Consider the following 19801-nt stretch of genomic DNA (forward strand, 5'->3'; position numbering starts at 1 on the left):
GGTTCTCCATCATAATCATAACACTGGCTAATCAACGATCGATCTTCTTATACAGCACCAAATTCTATTGTGTTTCATCAGGGCGATGGCCGATCCAGAATATTTCCATACCAGGGTGAGGTTCTCTGACCTCTTTTGAAAGATCGAGCAACCACCAGCAATTAGGCGGTGTTTCATAGTGATATTGTGATTGATGTAAAATCCAGGTGTAGTAAGTAAAGCATTGGCGCTTCTGATTCCCCGACTTCATGGGAGACCATACAGTCGGTAGGGAGAAATTCGCTGGCAATACGTTGTTTTAGATCGGCAAACACATTTTGATAACCTTTAGTATAATCTATCCAGCCGATAAAAAGTGTAAAGACTAATCCCCAGATAACGGTGAGTCCCAGACATCATATTTGAGCCGCTTTTAAAGCCAGCTGGTTGGCCAGGAAACATTTTTTAAACAATCAGATCAACGTAATGATTAACGCAAATAAAAAAGCTAACCAAGAAAAGTGAGGCTGATAGCCGCTTGGCAACCATTGGCTAAAAATTGTCAGCAATTGGTGGTGTGTAGTCGAAAAGGATAAGCCGTAACCAATCCATAACAGAGGGATGAGTAGGGGAAATAAAATTTGACTGAAGTAATAACCAATTTTATATAACAGCGATGGTAATAGACAAAAACAGTGGGTTGCCAATAATGCCCATTGGTGCGATAAAAGGTAATAAATGTAACGCGCGGCCAGAGGCTGAGATTTGTAACAAAATAACGCTTAGCAATACAAAACAGGTTGGTAAAAAAAGCCTATTGTCTGTTAGATTTTTTATCGGTTGTTTCAAAATAAAAATAACAGCTAAGATACTTGATGGTAAGGCGAAAAGAAGTATTGCTTCAGGGATACGGAAGGCTTTTGCTTTTGCACCTAATTGTTCAACTGAAAAACCCAAAAAACGGCCAACATTATTATCCCAAAACCAAACTTTAAACAATTCAGGGCTATCCTGAAAAAGTAAAATTGTCCAGGGTAAAATTAAAGACAGCAAGCCAGCAATAATAGTGTTTATTGCGACAAGCTTTTAAACAAATCGGCGCTAAAATTAAACAGATCCAAATTAAGCCAGGGATAAAAACTCCTTTTGATAGCATGGTAATAACGGTACCGGCACTTAACCAAAAGGTGGAAAAGAGATTTTTTTCCTGCTTAATCAAACCTAATCAGCCATATAAACCAATAATAGTGCCTGCTATCAAAGCAGTATCGGTAAACATATCGTAGCTATGACGTAATATACCCGGCGCTGAAGCAAATAGAGCCAATGCTATCCAGATACGATAATCAGAGAAGCTGTCAGCGGAGAAGAAACGGCGAGCTAACAAAACAAAAAATATAAATTCAAAGCAGAAAAAAATAGCGTGGCCGTGTTCTGGCTGCATCATGCATGGGTAACTAAGAGGAAAACAGTTAGACAGCAGTGGTTGCAACCCAATAATAGAGCGGGGGTTTTTCCATAAAATGTTGGCCGGTATTAATTGGTATCAACCAATTACCTATTTCATACATAGTTTGTATAATACCAAAACTATAATTTTCATTTTGTTTCCAAGGATTATGTCCAAAGATACCTGGCAGCAGGTAAACTAACATAAACAGTAAGAAACCGAATAGCGTTTTTATATCTGTTTTGGATAAAGGTTTGTTATTTATTATTGCCATGAAATTAGATTAATTAATTAATTAAATACCGTTGTCATTAAGACCAGCAATGAATTATGTTTATAATATACTCAAATGGTTTGCATAATATAATAATCATCGATAAATATATTAGCATAAATGTTAATAACATTGTTGCCTTAAAATTGGCGGAATTTACTCGTATCGGAAATAAAAATAAATATTTTACATTTAATCAATATTTTAAAAAATCATAACATAATATGAAACAGTTAGTTTATTGGTAAATAAATATACGGCATTTTGGTCGCCTAAGTTATATTTTGAATATTCTAGCCCTGCTAAGACGAGGAGAATGTTAATAACAGGTTGATAATATTTTAAATCAAATTTTAGCTATCATGGCCAAAATACATTTGGTTCAGGGAGGCGGCGTTTCAATTTTCTGCATGATAAATTCAATACAATTTTTTGCATAAGTTTGCAGTGCATCAGAAAGATCTTCTTGACTTAGTTTGGATAGATTACAAGGATCATTACCAAAATCAATGGGGTTGAATTCTCCTGTTTCGCTATCCCACAAAATGTTATTTTTTTGTAAGTCTGAGTGAAAAATATTTTTTCTGTCAACTTAGTTAATATATGATTAAATTTTTCAATTGCTTCTGCTGGAAATGAATCAACCTGACTTAATGGTTTCCCGGCAATCTTTTTCATCCTGACAAATAAATTCTGCTCATCATCGTGATAAATTTTGACGGTGTTTTCACCATAGTAATGACAAAAAAATGCGATCTATTTTTCAATTGATTTAATATCACTAATACTAATACTAATACTAATACTAATACTAATACTAATACTAATACTAATACTAATACTAATACTAATACTAATACTAATACTAATACTAATACTAATACTAATACTAATACTAATACTAATACTAATACTAATACTAATACTAATACTAATACTAATACTAATACTAATACTAATACTAATACTAATACTAATACTAATACTAATACTAATACTAATACTAATACTAATACTAATACTAATACTAATACTAATACTAATACTAATACTAATACTAATACTAATACTAATACTAATACTAATACTAATACTAATACTAATACTAACGATATTACTGTCAGGTTGACAGTAATATTTTTTTATCGCATAATTTTCATCATGGTCTTGATAAACTTCACCGTCACAGCCTGCGTTGATAGTGTGATTAGCAAAATAACATAAGGTATGATAATTTCCGGCTTTATCTAAAACCTGAGTTTCAATGGAGGGTATTTCATATTGCTCCGTCCATGGTGGTGTTTGCTCCCATTCAATGTAATGCCTAGCAAACTCTAATGGGCCATGGAGACCGTTTGGCGGAAAGGCATATCTAGCGAGTAATTCTTGTGCTCACCTTCTGTTTTCCGCATTATTAATCCCACCTAAACTTTCAATAAGCAGATCTTCTGCTGTCAAATTTCTACTGGTAGATGTAGTGGGTAAATTTGTATAGTAATTAGTGTTTGTCGTGGTGTAACTGGTAGGTGGAGTAAGCATATATAATTAATTCTATTTGGAGTCTTTCAGTTGGATTTATAAAAATGCATATAATTGATAATGAAATTACTATAATTATTTTTTGTAAAATTAAAAATAATAAAAATGTAAATAAAAAAATATGATTTGTAAATTTCTCCCCAAATGTTCAGTTTTACTTTATTTAAGGAATGGTCAACAGTACCAAGCTCATTACAGTGCTCAGTAAGTGACGCTGATGATGGATTGATGTACAGCACATTTTGATAGTCCGTCTGTCGACTACACTATAACTTCATAATATAGAAGGCATAGACTGGCGTTTATCTTTAAACAGTAGAAAAAAGTTATGCTGGGATAGAAGCCTGATATAGCACATTTTATATTGATAAATAATATTTTTTAATTACTCACTGTTGATTTCATTCAACAAAATCTATTTGCCCGGCAAAATAATATCATTATCTACAATAGGATGCTACTTTTTGTTGTCGTATCATAAAAAATAAACAGAAAAATTGCCTAGTTTTTCATAACAATAAAATGGCGCTAATCATCTTTGTCGTGAAAAATGCTTGATTATTTCCTTAGGATCACCAGATAATTGCGTCTCTAAAATCTTTTTTTTTTTTCTTTTTATCAAGCCAAACGATTGCGTATAATTGCAATGGCTTATTTTTTTGACGCAATAGTTTTCTTTCATAGTTGAAAGTTATCTTGAATTTCTAAACAGAGGATCAACATGTCTGCTAGGCAAATTCCTTCGAATTGCAAACTAAATCATTTTTTTAAAATACAGCAACGAGGCTCAACAATTCGTCGCGAGATTATTGCAGGTCTCACCACATTTTTGGCCATGGTTTACTTTGTTATTGTAGTACCTGGTATGTTAGGTCAAGCTGGTTTCCCACCCACAGTAGTTTTTATTGCAACCTGCCTGGTAGCAGGATTTGGCTCATTATTGATGGGATTATGGGCTAATTTACCGATGGCTATCGGTTGTGCTATTTCATTAACCGCATTTAGTCAGCAGGTCAGCATTCCTGTTGCTTTAGGTGCGGTTTTTTTAATGGGAGGTTTATTTACTTTTATTTTCATTACTGGTGTACGTAGTTTTATTCTACGCAGTATGCCAAAAGGGATTACTCGGGGGACAGGAATTGGTATCGGGCTGTTTTTGCTTTTGATAGCCGCTAATGGTATTGGTTTGGCGGTAAAAAATGAGCAGGCCGGTTTGCCGGTTGCGCTTGGGCAATTTACTTCTTTTACTGTGATCATGTCACTGATTGGTTTGGCGGTTATTTTTGGTTTGGAAAGAAGAAAAACGCCAGGTGGAGTATTAATGGTGATCATTGTGCTTTCTATTATTGGCTTAATTTTCGATCCGCAAGTGAAATACCAAGGTTTCTTTAAATTACCAACCCTATGTGAAGACGGTTTATCGTTATTGTTTAGTATGGATATTGTTGGCGCATTACAGCCAGTTATTTTACCCAGTTTATTTGCCTTGGTTATGACAGCTATTTTTGATGCCACAGGAACAATCCGTGCAGTAGCCGGTCAAGCTCAACTATTGGACAAAAATGGTCAAATTATTGATGGTGGTAAATCATTAACCGCAGATTCAGTTAGCAGTATTTTTGCCGGTGTCATTGGCGCTTCGCCAGCAGCAGTTTACATTGAATCGGCAGCGGTTACCGCTGCAGGCGGCAAAACAGGATTAACTGCGGTAGTTGTTGGCTTGCTATTTTTGTTAATTTTATTTTTGTCCCCTTTATCTTATTTAGTACCGTCTTATGTAACGGCCCCAGCATTGATGTATGTTGGTTTGTTAATGCTGAGTAATGTTGCACAACTGGATTTTAATGACTTCATTGATGCCGTTTCCGGTTTACTGTGTGCGGTATTCATTGTCTTAACCTGCAATATTGTCACCGGTATCATGGTTGGTTTACTGGCTTAGTGATTCGCATTTGTGCCGGGAGAGTGGCGTAAATTAAATATTGGTATCGTTCTGATCGCAATAATATTAGTCGCTTAGCTATTGAAGTTTATAGAGTTGATGTTAATTCCAACGTAAAATGGAATATAAAGTTAACTGATACGATTAATCTTAAAGTGAAAAATATTGTCACTGATAGTTTGCTGTTAAGGATAGAATATGGCGAACTATAGTAGTTTTATGACGGTTAGTTCTTTTTTTCTATAGCACAGTCTTATTTTATATCAATATCTGTTAAGCATAATACTTTGCTCGGCTTATAACTCAGACTTATCAGTAAGGATAATATGGAAATATTTTTTACCATTCTCATTTTGATTTTGGTGGTTTCAGTATCTGGCGTTATTACAAAAGTTATTCCGTTTCGTATACCGTTGCCTATTATGCAAATTGCGATAGGAGCATTGTTAGCGTGGCCGCATTTTGGTTTACATGTTGATTTTGATCCAGAGCTTTTTCTGGTTCTGCTGATTCCGCCGCTATTATTTGTTGATGGTTGGAAAACTCCAACACGTGAATTTTTTCAAAATGGACGTGAAATTTTTATCCTAGTTTTAGGCTTAGTTTTGGTAACGGTAGTTGGAATAGGTTATGTGATCTATTTGCTGTTAAAAGGTATCCCGCTTATTGCGGCTTTTGCATTGGCGGCAGTTCTTTCTCCTACTGATGCGGTGGCACTCTCCTCAATTGTCGGTCGAGGTCGAATACCGAAGCGGATGATGAGTGTGTTAGAGGGTGAAGCGCTGATGAATGATGCCTCCGGCTTGGTGGCACTAAAATTTGCTGTCGCCATTGCTATGGGAACTATGATCTTTACTGTATCTGGTGTCACCCTTGAATTTTTTAAAGTTGCTGTCGGTGGTTTATTGATAGGCATTGCAGTGACTTGGATTTATAGCAAATCACTGCGCATTATGAGTCGCTGGAGTGGTGATGATCCGGCAACCCAGATGATCTTAATGTTATTATTACCTTTTGCTGCATATCTTATTGCTGAACATATTGGTTTTTCCGGTATTTTATCGGCTGTTGCGTCGGGCATGACCATCAGTAAAGCTGGTGTTATTCGCAATGCACCACTAGCCATGCGATTAAGATCGGATAATGTTTGGTCGATGCTGGAGTTTGTGTTTAATGGCTTAGTTTTTATCATGCTTGGCTTACAGTTACCAGGTATATGGAAAACCTCTGTTATTCAAGCCGAGCTTGATCCCAGTGTTGAAACTTGGATGCTATTTGTCGCCGTTTTCATTATTTATACCGCTTTATTATTGTTAAGATTTACTTGGTTATGGTTGATGAAGAGATTTAGTCGGCTGTTATTAAAAAAACGGCCGTTACAATTTGCTTCTTATACTTATCGTGAATTGTGGTTAGCGTCATTTGCCGGAGTACGTGGAGCGATCACCTTGGCGGGTGTCCTTTCCATACCGCTATTTCTTACCGATGGTACTCCTTTCCCCGCTCGCTATCAGTTAGTTTTTATTGCCGCAGGGGTTATTATGCTATCGATTTTTATTGGCGTGCTTGCTTTGCCGCTTTTATTGCATAACTTTAAAGTGGGTGACAAACTGGCAGATATTAATGAGATGCGAATGGCAAAAGCGGCGATGGCGGAAGTGGCTATTGTGAGCTTAAATAAAATGGAAGAGCGCCTTTCGGCCGATGCTCAAGAAGCGCTAGATCCTGACGTTATTAATGAAGTTGCGTCCCGTGTTACTAGTTATCTGCGTCGTAGAACCGCCGGTCAGGATGAAATAGAGCATAATTTGTTAATAGAAGATTTAGAACGTCGTTTTCGTTTAACGGCGTTACGAGCCGAACGGGCAGAGTTATATCACTTACGTGCAACGAAAGAGATCAGTAATGAAACCATGCGAACACTATTATTAGATCTTGATTTGATGGAAGCTTTGTTGATTGATAAAGAGCATTAATCTACTAAGAGACAGACCATGGGATTGTTAGTTATTACGACGCTGCTGTGGGCAGCGTCTTTTAGTTTAATCGGTGAATATTTAGCAGGCCAAGTTGATAGTTGGTTTGCCGTTTTAGTCCGGGTTACTCTGGCGGCAATGGTTTTTTTACCTTTTCTACGTTGGCGTGGATTGTCGTTGAAAATTATTTTACTTTATATGCTAGTCGGTGCTTTTCAGTTAGGCATCATGTATCTATTTGTTTTTCAGGTATATAACTATCTTAGCGTAGTTGAATTTTTACTCTTTACAGTGTTAACCTCGCTTTATATAACGTTATTTTATGATCTATTGGAAAGGTAGCATCTACTCTGGGGATATTTGTTGAGTGCAATGCTGGCTGTGATTGGAGCTGCTATCATTCGTTATGATCATTTGAGCGGATCTTTTTGGCTAGGTTTACTTTATGTGCAATTGGCCAAGTGGGTTACAAAAGAATGATGGAAGTTTATCCAATTCCACAGCGGCAAGCCTTTTCTTTGTTCTATATCGGAGCCTGTACTGTAGCATTATTCGGTTGGATGATATTTGGTGATGTTAGTAAATTACTCATCACAAAAATACAGTGGGGTGTTTTAATTTGGTTGGGAGTCGGCGCTTCCGGTATTGGCTACTTTATGTGGAATTATGGTGGGACGCAGGTAGATGCTGGTACCTTGGCTATTATGAATAAGATGTTGGTGCCAGCCGGATTATTGGTCAACTTTGTTGTCTGGCAACAGCATCCAGATTGGCTTAGCTTTATTTTAGGTAGCAGTCTACTGTTGTTATCTCTTTGGGTACATCGGCATTGGCTCTATCGATCAACTTTAAGCAAGATAGATTGAATGCTAACCATTGGATCCAGAGTGACGAAAATGGTTGCTGCTAATTAAACGAAATTTGCCCATCGTAACAGGGATGGGCAATAATGATTAACTACCAAAAAATTTATCTTTTAGTAGTTTAAGGCCAATTAACGTTAAATCTAATTTTTTTGGTATTTTACCATCTGGGGTTGTTGTATTAACTAATTTAGGCAAATACTCTGCGATTAAGGAAGACGTTTGTTCTGAATTTAAACCGACTTTACTGGTTAAGGCAGAAATATTACTTGTACCAAATATTGAGCTAATTTGCTCCATACTTATGGGTAAGTTCTCCTCTGAGCCTATCCAGGATTGAATAATCCCACCAAATCCTTGTTGCTCAAATTTATTAATTAAGCCCCTAATGCCACCTTGTGTTTCAATCCAACTTAAAATATTTTTATATTGATTAAATTTTTCACCACCAACCATATCGGTAAGTTGATCTAAAAATCCCATGATAGCCCCCTTGCAACATAAAAATTGGTTAAACGATTGATACCTTCCAACCTTTAAATTCAACAAGGTTAGAAATTATTAAAATTTTTGCTAGTCATACCTTAATAATAGTGAGTGATAAGCTAAAAATACAATAAAAGCCTAAAAAGATTTATCGGATCTTTTTAATTAATCAAGTGATTTTTATTTATTAAAAATTCGATATGATCAAGCTAGCATAAATAATTTGATCATATTTTTATGTAAAAGTAGCTTTTCATTATTGTTTTAAATGATCCCTATCATTAAAAAGTGATCATTTTATTATTAAATTAATGGATTAAATAAATTAAAAATACAGTATGGTGTAATTATGTCTGATGTTTTTCACTTGGGATTAATTAAAAATGACTTACAAGGCGCAACGCTTGCTATTGTGCCTGGCGATCCAAATCGGGTCGAAAGAATTGCCAAATTAATGGATAACCCGGTATATCTGGCTTCGTTACGTGAATTTACCACATGGCGTGCTGAACTTAATGGTAAGTCGATTATTATTTGTTCAACTGGTATTGGTGGCCCCTCAATTTCTATTGCCGTTGAAGAATTAGCACAATTAAGCATACGTACTTTTTTTCGTATCCGGTACTACCGGTGCAATTCAAAAACATCTCAATGTCGGTGATGTACTTATTACCACAGGCGCAGTACGTCTAGATGGTGCTAGCTTACATTTTGCGCCTTTAGAATATCCTGTGGTAGCTGATTTTAATTGTACCAATGCGCTTTATGATGCAGCTAAAGCAGCAGGGTTCACAACCCATGTTGGTATCATTGCCTCTTCGGATACTTTTTATCTTGGTCAGGAACGTTATGATACCTATAGTGGGTGCGTTGTCCGTCATTTTCGTGGATCGATGGAAGAGTAGCAAAAGATGGGCGTGATTAATTATGAAATGGAGTCGGCTACCTTACTTACTATGTGTGCAAGCCAGGGATTATCAGCAGGTATGATAGCCGGCGTGATTGTTAACCGAACACAACAAGAAACGCCAAATGAAACATTATTACACCAAACAGAAGGAAATGTTTTAGGGATCGTTGTTGATACCGCTCGCTGGTTATTGAATTAAATAAGTGCTGTAGGTTTGGCTAATTTTTTCGATAAAACGAGGATAATTAATGGTTATTTTTATGAAAATAGAGATAAATTTATTTTTTATATCTTTTATATTTAATCGCTGTTTTTATTTGTCTTAAGTAATTCTCGTTTTATTTTTTATCGAATGTATTCAGTAATTTTTATTTTGATAAATTGACGGATAATTTTTGTTATTTGGTATTTTTTAGTAAACTAATGAATGTTAATAGCCGGATAATAGCATAGAATAAAATAACGTAAATTTAACATTCTATAAGTTAAATTTGCCCAATTATTATATTTTAATCTGACAATAATTTACATTATTGACCGAATAATAACGAATGTTTAACTGAAATAGGAATAATAAGTTGATATTGTCAGAGATTATTAATGTTATTATCGAATTTGCTCGTGACCATCAAATATTAGCTATCTTTATTGTTTTTATATTAGCGTTTGGCGAATCGTTAGCCTTCATTTCATTATTACTCCCTGCGACATTGATTTTGCTTGGTTTAGGCGCATTAATTGGTGATAATGGGCTTCCTTTTTTACCAATATGGTTAGCTGCTGCCTGTGGTGCTTTTTAGGGAGATTGGTTATCTTATTGGTTTGGTTTTCATTATAAGAATAGTGTACGTCATATGTGGCTAATTTCCCGTCGTCCTGAAGCGCTCGATCGAGGTCATCTTTTTTTGAACATTGGGGAGTTTGGAGTGTTTTATCGGCCGTTTTTTTGGTCCCTTAAGGGCAGTTATTCCCTTAGTATCAGGCATTTGTGCTATGCCTAAATATTATTTTCAGCTCGCTAATTTACTTTCTGCTATGGTCTGGGCACTTGCTATTTTAGCGCCGGGGGCATTTGGTTTATCTTGGCTTGCTCAGTGGATGGGGTAAAATAGTTTTCAACCTGGTGCTATTTACTGAGCAAAATAAGCAAAATTTATTTTGGACATTTATACAGTATACCACTAAGTTACTTTATAAAATAAAGACTATTTTAAGGAAACCAAAGTGGATATTCAGTTATTATATGCAATTATTGGCTTTCTTACCGGTACACTCTTCGGTGGCAGTTTAATCTGGCTAATTATCGCGCAAAAAATGAATAAAAAAGAGTCTAAATTGCGAGATTTTTACAGTATCCAAGCTAGCTATGAGGAAAAAATCACCCATCTTGAATATTGGAAAATTGAGTGTGATCTCCGTGATCAAGAATTAAGGTCACAAAGGGAAATTAATCGTAATCAAGAAGTTGAACTACGTGAAGTAATGACACGGCTTGAAGAGACACGGCTGGCTTTTGAAGAGAAGCAGCGGCTGTTACTCAATAGTGAGCAGCGGTTAAATATTCAATTTGAGAATTTAGCCAATCGTATTTTTGAACAAAATGAACGTCGAGCTTTTGAGCAGAACCGTCAAAGTTTAATGGCACTATTAACTCCTTTCCGCGAACAATTAGACGGTTTTCGCCGTCAGGTACATGAGAGTTTTAGTCAAGAAGCGCGTGAGCGCCATACTCTAGCTCATGAAATTCGTCAGCTTCAGCAATTAAATGCAGAAATGGCAAAAGAAACGATTAATCTGACTAAAGCCCTAAAAGGGGATAATAAAATTCAGGGAAATTGGGGTGAGACAATTCTTTCTCGCATATTGGAAGCTTCTGGGCTAAGGCAGGGGCATGAATTTGAAACTCAAGTCAGTATTAATACCTCCAATAGTCGTTATCAACCTGATGTGATTATTCGTCTGCCACAGGGTAAAGATGTTGTTATTGACGCCAAAATGTCATTGACAGCTTATGAGCACTATTTTAATAGCGAAGATGAGCAACAGCGGGCAACGGCATTACGAGGGCATGTTAATTCAGTACGCAATCATATAAAAGGGCTTGGCCGAAAAGATTATCACCAATTAAATGGGTTAAGATCGCTGGATTATGTATTAATGTTTATTCCACTCGAACCGGCTTATTTGATTGCTTTACGCGAAGCACCTGAACTTATTGACGAAGGTTTGAGGAATAATGTTTTACTCGTTTGTCCTTCAACTTTATTGGTGGCAGTTCGTACAATTAATAATTTGTGGCGTTATGAACGACAAAGCCAAAATGCGCAAGTAATTGCCGAACGTGCTTCTAGAATGTATGACAAAATGCGGTTATTTGTCGATGATATACAGGTGTTAGGTCAGAGCTTGAACAAAGCACAGGTGAATTATCAATCGGCGATCAAAAAATTAGCGGAAGGAAAAGGTAATTTAATTAGTCAGGCGGAAAGTTTAAAAGAATTAGGAATAGAAGTTAAACGCCCGATTGATATTGAATTTAGCAAACAAACTGTTAAATCATAATTAAGAAGAATCGTTAGATCGTAAATAAGATCTTACAACAAACATGATTACAATTTCGATTATTTTAATGATTAAATGAGTGCAAATTATGGTAGATCCAATTAAAGAAAGCACTGATTTTGGCTTTCGCAAAGTAGCCAAGGATGAAAAAGCGGATTTGGTTGCTGCTGTTTTTCATTCGGTGGCTGCGAAATATGATCTTATGAACGATCTGATGTCATTAGGGATCCATCGAATCTGGAAACGTTTTACGATAGAAGCCAGTGGCGCACGCCGTGGACAACATATTTTAGATCTCGCTGGTGGCACCGGAGGCTTGACGGCTAAATTTGCCAAAATAGTTGGCGAAAAAGGTGAGGTTATTCTGGCTGATATTAATGATTCTATGCTGAAAATGGGGCGCGAAAAGCTCCGCGATCGCGGTATTGTTGGTAATGTTAATTATGTTCAGGCTAATGCTGAAGAACTGCCTTTTCCTGATAACTACTTCGATTGTATAAGTATTTCTTTTGGCCTGCGCAATGTTACTGATAAAGATAAAGCGCTTAAATCAATGTTTAGAGTGTTAAAACCTGGTGGTCGTTTATTAGTATTAGAATTTTCAAAACCCATTTTTTCAGCATTAACTAAAGCTTATGATGCATACTCTTTTCATATTTTACCACGAGTTGGTCAAATGATAGTCAAAGATGCCGATAGCTATCGCTATCTGGCTGAATCTATTCGCATGCATCCGGATCAGGATACTTTAAAAGCAATGATGGAGTTAGTCGGTTTTGAACAAGTTTCTTATACCAATATGAGCGGTGGAATTGTTGCCCTACATAGAGGGTTCAAATTTTAAGATGGATACCCCGTTAACCAAAAGCTATTTAAAAATCTCGCTATTGCATGCCGGAATTGCTTCCCTTTTACAGCTTATGTTGAATAGATTTTTTTATCAGGAAGTGGCGTTGAAATCAGCCAGAGTAAGGTTGGTTGGCAAAGTGTTGGCGATTGATTTAAAAGAATTATTTCAACCGTTGATATTTATATTCTCTGAGCAACGAGTTGATGTAGTAAACCAGTGGCCAACACCGGCAGATTGCGTGATAAAAACCGCGTTAGTGACCTTAGGACATCTTAAAGATAAACAGCAACTTTCAACTCTGATCAACGACGGTAGGGTTGTTATCGAGGGTGATATGCAAGTTGTGCAGCATTGGTCTGCATTACTTGATGCGACTGAATGGGATCCTGCTCATTATCTTGCTCCTTATGTCGGTGATGTTGTTGCCGAAGGGGTGAGTTGTTGGGTTAAAAAAGGTATAGTTGGAATAAATAGGTTGTTAAAGCAACAAAAAAAACAGTTTAAACATGTATTGGTGGAAGAATGGCGAATGTTGCCTAATACATTGGAAGTGCTAAGTTTTGCTGATAAGGTTGAGAAGGTGGTGGCAGATATTTCAACACTGGAACAGCGTTTAGCTAAATTGGAGGAAAAATATGAGACCGGGAGAAATTAAACGTCTCTATTTTATCGTTCGAGTATTTCTAAATTATGGTTTAGATGAACTCGTTCCCAAAATTAAATTTACTTTACCCTTAAGGATTGGACGCCGTTGTTTTTTTTGGTTATCAAATAAGCATAAAAACAAAACTCTTGGAGAACGCTTACGTTTATCTCTACAAGATTTAGGCCCGGTTTGGATTAAGTTTGGTCAGATGTTATCTACCCGTCGCGATCTTTTTCCAACCATAATTTCTGATCAGTTAGCATTATTACAAGATAAAGTGGCTAGTTTTGATGGCCGATTGGCTCGCCAACATATAGAACAGTCATTAGGTGGTTTACTTGAAACCTGGTTTGATGATTTTGATGAGGTGCCCTTAGCCTCGGCATCGATTGCTCAAGTACATACTGCGAAATTAAAACAAAATAATAAACAAATTGTAATTAAGGTTATTCGCCCAGATATATTGCCGGTTATTAAAGCTGATATAGGCTTGATGTATCGGCTGGCTAATTGGCTCCCTCTTTTCGCGGATGGACGCCGTTTACGTCCACGAGAAATTGTTCGAGAGTATGAAAAAACATTAATTGATGAATTAAATTTGTTGCGTGAGGCGGCGAATACTCTCCAATTAAGGCGTAATTTTGAAAATAGCTCCATGCTTTATATTCCTGAAGTCTATTCAGACTACTGTCGGGAAAATGTGATGGTTGTGGAGCGTATTTATGGTATTCCCGTTTCTGATATTAACGCGTTAAAGAAACATGGAATTAATATGAAGTTATTAGCTGAACGCGGAGTAAAAGTCTTTTTTACCCAAGTTTTTCGCGATAGCTTTTTCCATGCTGATATGCATCCTGGTAATATTTTTATTAGTCGAGAACATCCCGAAGATCCGCAATATATTGGTATTGATTGCGGTATCGTCGGTTCGCTAAATAAAGAAGATAAACGTTATTTGGCAGAAAATTTTATTGCCTTTTTTAATCGTGATTACCGTAAGGTAGCTGAATTACATGTTGATTCGGGATGGGTACCACCAGATACTAATGTAGAAGATTTTGAATTTGCCATTCGAACCGTGTGTGAGCCAATTTTTGAGAAACCGCTAGCTGAAATTTCTTTTGGTCATGTTTTATTCAATTTATTCAATACCGCCCGTCGTTTTAATATCGAGTTTCAGCCCCAATTAGTATTACTTCAAAAGACCTTGCTCTATATTGAAGGATTGGGAAGGCAGCTTTATCCTCAACTAGATTTATGGAAAACAGCTAAACCTTTTCTTGAAGATTGGCTACATCGACAAATGGGTTTAGCTGCGATTATTAGAGCGTTTAAGGAAAAAGCACCTTATTGGGCAGAAAAAATGCCAGAAATTCCCGATCTTATTTACGAAGCGCTTAAACAGCATAAATATTTACAAGATAGTATTGATAAATTCACAGTCCAGCTACAAGGGCGACAAGTAAAGCAAAGACAAGGTCAATATTTATTAGGAATTGGAGCAACTTGCTTGTTATGTAGTACTTTATTGCAGATTTTTGATTCAAAAATTGCTGCTATTGGGTTTATATCTTTCGGTATAATTTCATGGGCTATAGGATGGTATCAAACAGGTAAAATTGGCTAAAATTTATATTTAAACACATTTATCTTAGGCTCTACATGTTTCTTAGATAAAGTTAGTTGTATATAATATGGTTATACATGGTTGAACCTAATTTTGTAGAGGTATATATCAATGGGAACAACAATTGCTATGGCTACATTTGGTAGTCCCGGTCAGCTTCTTATTATTGCTTTACTGGTTGTTTTAATTTTTGGTACTAAGAAGTTACGCTCACTCGGTTCAGATTTAGGGGAGTCATTAAAAAACTTTAAAAAAGCAATGAGCGATGATCACAGTAAAACTGATGATAGTAACAAAGCAGAAAAACAGCATACTGATGCTAATTTTGAATCTAAAAATATTACTGAGAAAACAACAATAAGTCAGACAAAAGAAACGGCTGAAAGTAAAAAATAAAGAGTAGTATAAACCGTGCTTGATATTGGTTTTAGTGAACTATTATTGGTTATGATTATTGGCCTGGTGGTTCTTGGCCCAAAGCGTTTGCCGATAGCCGTCAAAACGGTTGCCGGTTGGATATGTGTGTTGCGCTCATTGGCTGCTAACGTTCAACATGAACTCTCACAAGAATTAAAATTGCAGGAATTGCAGGAAACCTTGAGGAAGGCAGAAGAAAAAGCACAATTACAAATGCTTTCACCGGAACTTAAACAATCGATGGAAGAATTGAGAGAATCTACTAAGCTATTAAAGAAAAATTATCAATCAGCGAACAGTCGTATCGAAGAAGAATTGGCTAAAGTAAAAGCATTTACTAGCGATCTTGATGAAAATAGCACAGCTAAAATAGATGAAGAAATGCTGATAACAACCAATAAACAATCTCAGTCAGCACAGACTGATAAGTTGGTAACCTCGTCACATAGTCCTACTAAAAGTAAAAATACGCTCAAATCTCCTCCAGAGAAAGTAAAAAAGTGCTCTGATCAAACTAACGGTGAAAATTAGTCTATGTCTATTGATGATCCTCAACCATTTATTAGTCATTTAATTGAATTACGTAGACGCATTCTTTATAGCTTATTTACAGTTGCAGTGGTTTTTCTAGCTCTGGTCTGTTTTTCCAATGATATCTACCATTTGGTTGCTGCACCGTTGATTGAACAGCTCCCCGTCGGTTCTCGCATGAGTGCGACTGATGTGGCATCAACTTTTTTTACCCCGATTAAACTGACGTTTATGGTGGCGGTATTTATTTCTATTCCAGTGATCTTATATCAGTTATGGGCTTTTATCGCTCCTGCCCTTTATAAGCATGAGCGGCGCTTAATGTTGCCTTTACTGGTCTCCAGTAGTGTACTTTTTTATCTAGGGATGCTTTTTGCCTATTTTGTTGTTTTTCCTTTAGCATTTGGTTTTTTTGTAAAAACCACACCAGAAAGTGTGACTTTCATTCCTGATATTAGTAAATATCTCAGCTTTGTCATGACACTTTTTATGGCTTTTGGCGCGGCGTTTGAAGTTCCAGTTGCCATTATTCTACTTTGTTGGACAGGCGTTACGACGCCAGATTCTTTAAAACGTAAGCGTCCTTATATTATTGTGGGTGCTTTTATTGTAGGTATATTTTTGACACCACCAGATGTATTTTCTCAGACCCTATTGGCGGTACCAATGTATTTATTATTTGAATTGGGCTTGTTGTTGTCACGATTTTATGTTGGTAAGGGCTGCAAAGCAGCAGATGATAAAAATTCGAATGAAATAATAGAATAAAACGCTATTTTTTGATTACAATCAATCACTTTTCTTAAATTGTTTTATTATCTATTTAGGCTTAGCTACATTTTGATTAAGGATATTAAGAAGAATAACTGAACGATTTTCACTATCAGGCTCTGAATAAATTGCTTTTAGGCCTTCAAAAATACCTTCAGTAATGATGATAGTATCACCTGATACTAGCGTCTTTGGTGCCACAATTTCTTGTTTAGATGCGGATTTTAGTTCATTAATAATATTATCTGGTACGATCACAGGGTAGAGGCCAAATCAAATAAAATGGCTAACCCCTCTAGTTGAACGTATCGTTGTGGTGGTATGGATTTCTTCAGGATTAAATTTAATGAAAAGGTAGTTTGGAAATAATGCTTCAGTAATTGTGACGCGTTTTCCTCGCGCCATTTTTTGTATTTGAGCTTCTGGCGTTAAGCAGATAACATGCTATCTTTTTAGATTTTCTATTGCTCGCTCTATTTGCTCGCGTTTACAGTAAAGAAGATACTAATTTTCCATGTTATGGCTCAAAAATAAAATTACACTTTATCATTATATCAAATTATAAATTATTAAGATATGTCGCCAGAACCAGCATGATTAATTCTTTATAATTCGATTAATATAGTTTTATATGATGATCTAATAAAAGGTAGGGATAGATGGATATTTTTCTTCTTAGCAATGGTCGATTAATCACTAATTCTCAATGGCGAAATTATGCAACATCACGTTTAAATGAGATGTTTCAACGTCGTCAGATCCGCAAAACAGTATTAACCCCTTATGCTGTCTTACGCGGCGATCATAATCAACGTGCAGCTGAGCTTAGTCAATCATTAGGTATTGAAGTGGTTTCAATTGAACACTTTAAGTCGACTGTAGAGGCGATTGAGTCAGCAGAGTGTATTTTAGTTAGTGGAGGAAATACTTGGCGGCTAAATAAATGCCTGCATGAAAATGGATTGATCGTAGCTATTCAACGTGCTGTTTTTGAACGTAATATTCCCTATATTGGCTGGAGTGCAGGATACAATGTTGCCACTCCTAGTATAAGAACCACCAATGATATGCCTGTAACTAATGTAGTTGTAATGCCTTCCTTAGGGCTATTTCCAATACAAATTAATCCGCACTATATTGATAGTTATATTAATGGACATATAGGAGAAACTCGAGATGATCGTATTGTTGAGTTTTGTGTGATCAATCTCCATGAAATTGTTATTGCTTTACGTGAAGGGAGTGGCTTACAAATTAAAGATAATGAACTACATTATTTTAGTGGCAAAAATGAAGAATTTAAGATTTTTCAGTATAACCAACATTTTCCAGAGCAATTTGATACAAAAATATTAAAAAAATGGGTCCCTTATCAATGTATTTAATTGCATTGTAATTAATTTAAAATATTCACTAATCTGAACAGATTGAAACTTTATTGGTAACTTGCATGGAACAATTTATAATGAAGCTCCAGCAAATTAAAAAGTAAAAAATATATAATGAAATACCGTGATCTGAGAGATTTCATATCATTATTAGAACAAAAAAAAGAACTGAAGCGTATCAGCTATGAAGTCGATCCTTATTTAGAAATGACAGAAATAGCAGATAGAACTCTGCGGGCCGGTGGGCCTGCACTGTTATTTGAAAACCCTAAAGGTTTTTCTATGCCAGTTCTGTGTAATTTATTTGGGACCGTTGAACGCGTTGTGATGGGGATGGGGCAAGAAAATATCCAAGCATTGCATGAAGTTGGCAAATTATTGGCGTTTCTTAAAGAGCCGGATCCACCTAAGGGATTCGCTGATTTAATCGACAAGTTACCAAAATTTAAGCAAGTTCTTAATATGCCATCCAAAAGGTTAAAGTCGGCAGTTTGTCAAGAACAGATTTGGCAAGGTGATGATGTTGATCTATTTCGTATTCCCATAATGCATTGTTGGCCAGAAGATGTCGCACCACTTATAACATGGGGGTTGACGGTTACTCGAGGGCCTCATAAGACACGGCAAAATTTAGGTATCTATCGGCAACAACTATTAACTAAAAATAAGTTGATTATGCGTTGGTTATCTCACCGGGGTGGGGCATTAGATTTTCAAGAATGGTGTAAAAAATATCCAGCTAAACCTTTTCCTGTCGCAGTAGCTTTGGGGGCTGATCCTGCTACTATTCTAGCCGCGGTGACACATATTCCAGATACGCTTTCTGAATATGCATTTGCGGGATTATTACGCGGACACCGTTCAACGGTTGTAAAATGTATATCTAATGAGCTTGAGGTACCCGCGGGTGCAGAAATTATTCTGGAAGGCTATATTGATCCTGAAGAATTTGCACCGGAAGGGCCTTATGGTGATCACACTGGTTATTATAATGAAGTTGATAAATTTCCGGTATTTACCGTTAAGCATATTACTCAACGTAGTGATGCTATTTATCATTCAACTTACACCGGCCGGCCACCTGATGAGCCAGCCGTTTTGGGTGCTGCACTAAATGAGGTTTTAGTCCCTATATTACAAAAACAGTTTCCAGAAATTGTTGATTTTTATTTACCTCCTGAGGGCTGCTCTTATCGGCTTGCCGTGGTAACAATAAAGAAACAATATGCTGGGCATGCTAAGCGCGTTATGATGGGGGTTTGGTCTTATTTACGGCAATTTATGTATACAAAATTTGTCATTGTCTGTGATGAAGATATTAATGCACGTGACTGGAATGATGTTATCTGGGCAATAACAACCAGAATGGATCCAGCACGAGATACCGTTATGATGGAAAATACCCCGATCGATTATCTTGATTTTGCGTCACCTATCTCAGGTTTAGGTTCAAAAATGGGACTTGATGCAACCAATAAATGGCCGGGTGAAACACAACGAGAGTGGGGTCGTCCAATTGTTATGACAGAAAAAATAAAAAAACGGATAGATGACATTTGGCATGAATTGGATATTTTTAAATTATGAGAG

The 19801-nt window shown here is 36.3% G+C and carries 16 protein-coding genes and 5 pseudogenes; 14 read left to right on the top strand and 7 right to left on the bottom strand.

Annotation, left to right across the window (positions count from 1 at the left end; genetic code table 11):
• Window positions 1-64 precede the first annotated feature (64 nt).
• From ARADI_RS18255 to ARADI_RS09875, 5 genes are all read right to left on the bottom strand, one after another.
• Window positions 65-250, bottom strand: a complete 186-nt coding sequence (locus ARADI_RS18255) for a hypothetical protein (RefSeq protein ID WP_238149353.1) — start codon at window positions 248-250, stop codon at window positions 65-67.
• A 392-nt stretch (window positions 251-642) separates the two neighbouring features.
• Complete coding sequence (locus tag ARADI_RS18260; RefSeq protein ID WP_238149354.1) at window positions 643-1032, bottom strand: hypothetical protein; 390 nt, start codon at window positions 1030-1032, stop codon at window positions 643-645.
• A gap of 172 nt (window positions 1033-1204) precedes the next feature.
• Window positions 1205-1426, bottom strand: a complete 222-nt coding sequence (locus ARADI_RS18265) for a hypothetical protein (RefSeq protein ID WP_238149355.1) — start codon at window positions 1424-1426, stop codon at window positions 1205-1207.
• A 25-nt stretch (window positions 1427-1451) separates the two neighbouring features.
• On the bottom strand, window positions 1452-1703 hold the full coding sequence (locus tag ARADI_RS18270) for an ArnT family glycosyltransferase (protein ID WP_238149356.1): 252 nt from the start codon (window positions 1701-1703) through the stop codon (window positions 1452-1454).
• A 382-nt stretch (window positions 1704-2085) separates the two neighbouring features.
• Window positions 2086-2247, bottom strand: a complete 162-nt coding sequence (locus ARADI_RS09875; RefSeq protein WP_182853185.1) for a hypothetical protein — start codon at window positions 2245-2247, stop codon at window positions 2086-2088.
• Window positions 2248-3963: 1716 nt separating this feature from the next.
• On the opposite strand from ARADI_RS09875, the pseudogene ARADI_RS09880 reads away from it, so the two are divergent.
• The 3 genes and pseudogenes from ARADI_RS09880 to ARADI_RS09890 all read left to right on the top strand — a co-directional run bounded on the left by ARADI_RS09880 (window position 3964) and on the right by ARADI_RS09890 (window position 8026).
• Window positions 3964-5262: pseudogene (locus ARADI_RS09880) on the top strand (NCS2 family permease).
• A gap of 248 nt (window positions 5263-5510) precedes the next feature.
• Window positions 5511-7160, top strand: coding sequence for a Na+/H+ antiporter (locus tag ARADI_RS09885; RefSeq protein WP_119711934.1), 1650 nt, complete (start codon window positions 5511-5513; stop codon window positions 7158-7160).
• Between the two features lie 18 nt (window positions 7161-7178).
• Window positions 7179-8026: pseudogene (locus ARADI_RS09890) on the top strand (EamA family transporter).
• A gap of 87 nt (window positions 8027-8113) precedes the next feature.
• On the opposite strand, the gene ARADI_RS09895 reads toward ARADI_RS09890, so the two are convergent.
• Window positions 8114-8506, bottom strand: a complete 393-nt coding sequence (locus ARADI_RS09895; RefSeq protein WP_119711935.1) for a YidB family protein — start codon at window positions 8504-8506, stop codon at window positions 8114-8116.
• A gap of 352 nt (window positions 8507-8858) precedes the next feature.
• Between ARADI_RS09895 and udp the strand changes: the two are divergent.
• From udp to tatC, 9 genes and pseudogenes are all read left to right on the top strand, one after another.
• Window positions 8859-9618: pseudogene (udp, locus tag ARADI_RS09900) on the top strand (uridine phosphorylase).
• Between the two features lie 379 nt (window positions 9619-9997).
• Window positions 9998-10526 (top strand): annotated as a pseudogene (locus tag ARADI_RS09905) (DedA family protein).
• A gap of 117 nt (window positions 10527-10643) precedes the next feature.
• Window positions 10644-11981, top strand: coding sequence for a DNA recombination protein RmuC (rmuC, locus tag ARADI_RS09910; RefSeq protein ID WP_238149357.1), 1338 nt, complete (start codon window positions 10644-10646; stop codon window positions 11979-11981).
• Window positions 11982-12069: 88 nt separating this feature from the next.
• Entirely contained in the window at window positions 12070-12825 is a 756-nt protein-coding gene (ubiE, locus tag ARADI_RS09915; protein ID WP_119711936.1) for a bifunctional demethylmenaquinone methyltransferase/2-methoxy-6-polyprenyl-1,4-benzoquinol methylase UbiE, read from the top strand.
• Window positions 12797-13486, top strand: a complete 690-nt coding sequence (locus ARADI_RS09920) for a ubiquinone biosynthesis accessory factor UbiJ (RefSeq protein ID WP_369407000.1) — start codon at window positions 12797-12799, stop codon at window positions 13484-13486. Before ubiE ends, ARADI_RS09920 begins: the two co-directional genes overlap by 29 nt.
• Window positions 13467-15104, top strand: a complete 1638-nt coding sequence (ubiB, locus tag ARADI_RS09925; protein ID WP_119711938.1) for a ubiquinone biosynthesis regulatory protein kinase UbiB — start codon at window positions 13467-13469, stop codon at window positions 15102-15104. Before ARADI_RS09920 ends, ubiB begins: the two co-directional genes overlap by 20 nt.
• A gap of 111 nt (window positions 15105-15215) precedes the next feature.
• Window positions 15216-15500 (top strand): twin-arginine translocase TatA/TatE family subunit, encoded by a 285-nt coding sequence (tatA, locus tag ARADI_RS09930; RefSeq protein WP_119711939.1) that lies wholly within the window; start codon window positions 15216-15218, stop codon window positions 15498-15500.
• A gap of 15 nt (window positions 15501-15515) precedes the next feature.
• Window positions 15516-16052: a Sec-independent protein translocase protein TatB gene (gene tatB, locus ARADI_RS09935; RefSeq protein ID WP_119711940.1), complete on the top strand. Its 537-nt coding sequence runs from the start codon at window positions 15516-15518 to the stop codon at window positions 16050-16052.
• Window positions 16053-16055: 3 nt separating this feature from the next.
• On the top strand, window positions 16056-16820 hold the full coding sequence (tatC, locus tag ARADI_RS09940; RefSeq protein WP_119711941.1) for a Sec-independent protein translocase subunit TatC: 765 nt from the start codon (window positions 16056-16058) through the stop codon (window positions 16818-16820).
• 51 nt (window positions 16821-16871) lie between these two features.
• Here the strand turns inward: tatC and rfaH are convergent.
• Window positions 16872-17261 (bottom strand): annotated as a pseudogene (rfaH, locus tag ARADI_RS09945) (transcription/translation regulatory transformer protein RfaH).
• A gap of 221 nt (window positions 17262-17482) precedes the next feature.
• On the opposite strand from rfaH, the gene pepE reads away from it, so the two are divergent.
• A complete protein-coding gene (pepE, locus tag ARADI_RS09950) occupies window positions 17483-18208 on the top strand; it encodes a dipeptidase PepE (protein ID WP_119711942.1) in 726 nt (241 codons plus the stop codon).
• 117 nt (window positions 18209-18325) lie between these two features.
• Complete coding sequence (gene ubiD, locus ARADI_RS09955; protein ID WP_119711943.1) at window positions 18326-19798, top strand: 4-hydroxy-3-polyprenylbenzoate decarboxylase; 1473 nt, start codon at window positions 18326-18328, stop codon at window positions 19796-19798.
• The last annotated feature ends 3 nt before the right edge of the window (window positions 19799-19801 follow it).

This window comes from Arsenophonus endosymbiont of Aleurodicus floccissimus, from assembly GCF_900343025.1.
Taxonomy (GTDB): Bacteria; Pseudomonadota; Gammaproteobacteria; order Enterobacterales; family Enterobacteriaceae; genus Arsenophonus.

Excerpts from the sequence above, each read along its gene's own strand:
- ARADI_RS18255 (WP_238149353.1), bottom strand. The coding sequence starts at position 250 with ATGAAGTCGGGGAATCAGAAGCGCCAATGCTTTACTTACTACACCTGG.
- ARADI_RS18265 (WP_238149355.1), bottom strand. The coding sequence starts at position 1,426 with ATGATGCAGCCAGAACACGGCCACGCTATTTTTTTCTGCTTTGAATTT.
- ARADI_RS18270 (WP_238149356.1), bottom strand. The coding sequence starts at position 1,703 with ATGGCAATAATAAATAACAAACCTTTATCCAAAACAGATATAAAAACG.
- ARADI_RS09885 (WP_119711934.1), top strand. The coding sequence starts at position 5,511 with ATGGAAATATTTTTTACCATTCTCATTTTGATTTTGGTGGTTTCAGTA.
- ARADI_RS09895 (WP_119711935.1), bottom strand. The coding sequence starts at position 8,506 with ATGGGATTTTTAGATCAACTTACCGATATGGTTGGTGGTGAAAAATTT.
- ubiE (WP_119711936.1), top strand. The coding sequence starts at position 12,070 with ATGGTAGATCCAATTAAAGAAAGCACTGATTTTGGCTTTCGCAAAGTA.
- ubiB (WP_119711938.1), top strand. The coding sequence starts at position 13,467 with ATGAGACCGGGAGAAATTAAACGTCTCTATTTTATCGTTCGAGTATTT.
- tatA (WP_119711939.1), top strand. The coding sequence starts at position 15,216 with ATGGGAACAACAATTGCTATGGCTACATTTGGTAGTCCCGGTCAGCTT.
- tatC (WP_119711941.1), top strand. The coding sequence starts at position 16,056 with ATGTCTATTGATGATCCTCAACCATTTATTAGTCATTTAATTGAATTA.
- pepE (WP_119711942.1), top strand. The coding sequence starts at position 17,483 with ATGGATATTTTTCTTCTTAGCAATGGTCGATTAATCACTAATTCTCAA.
- ubiD (WP_119711943.1), top strand. The coding sequence starts at position 18,326 with ATGAAATACCGTGATCTGAGAGATTTCATATCATTATTAGAACAAAAA.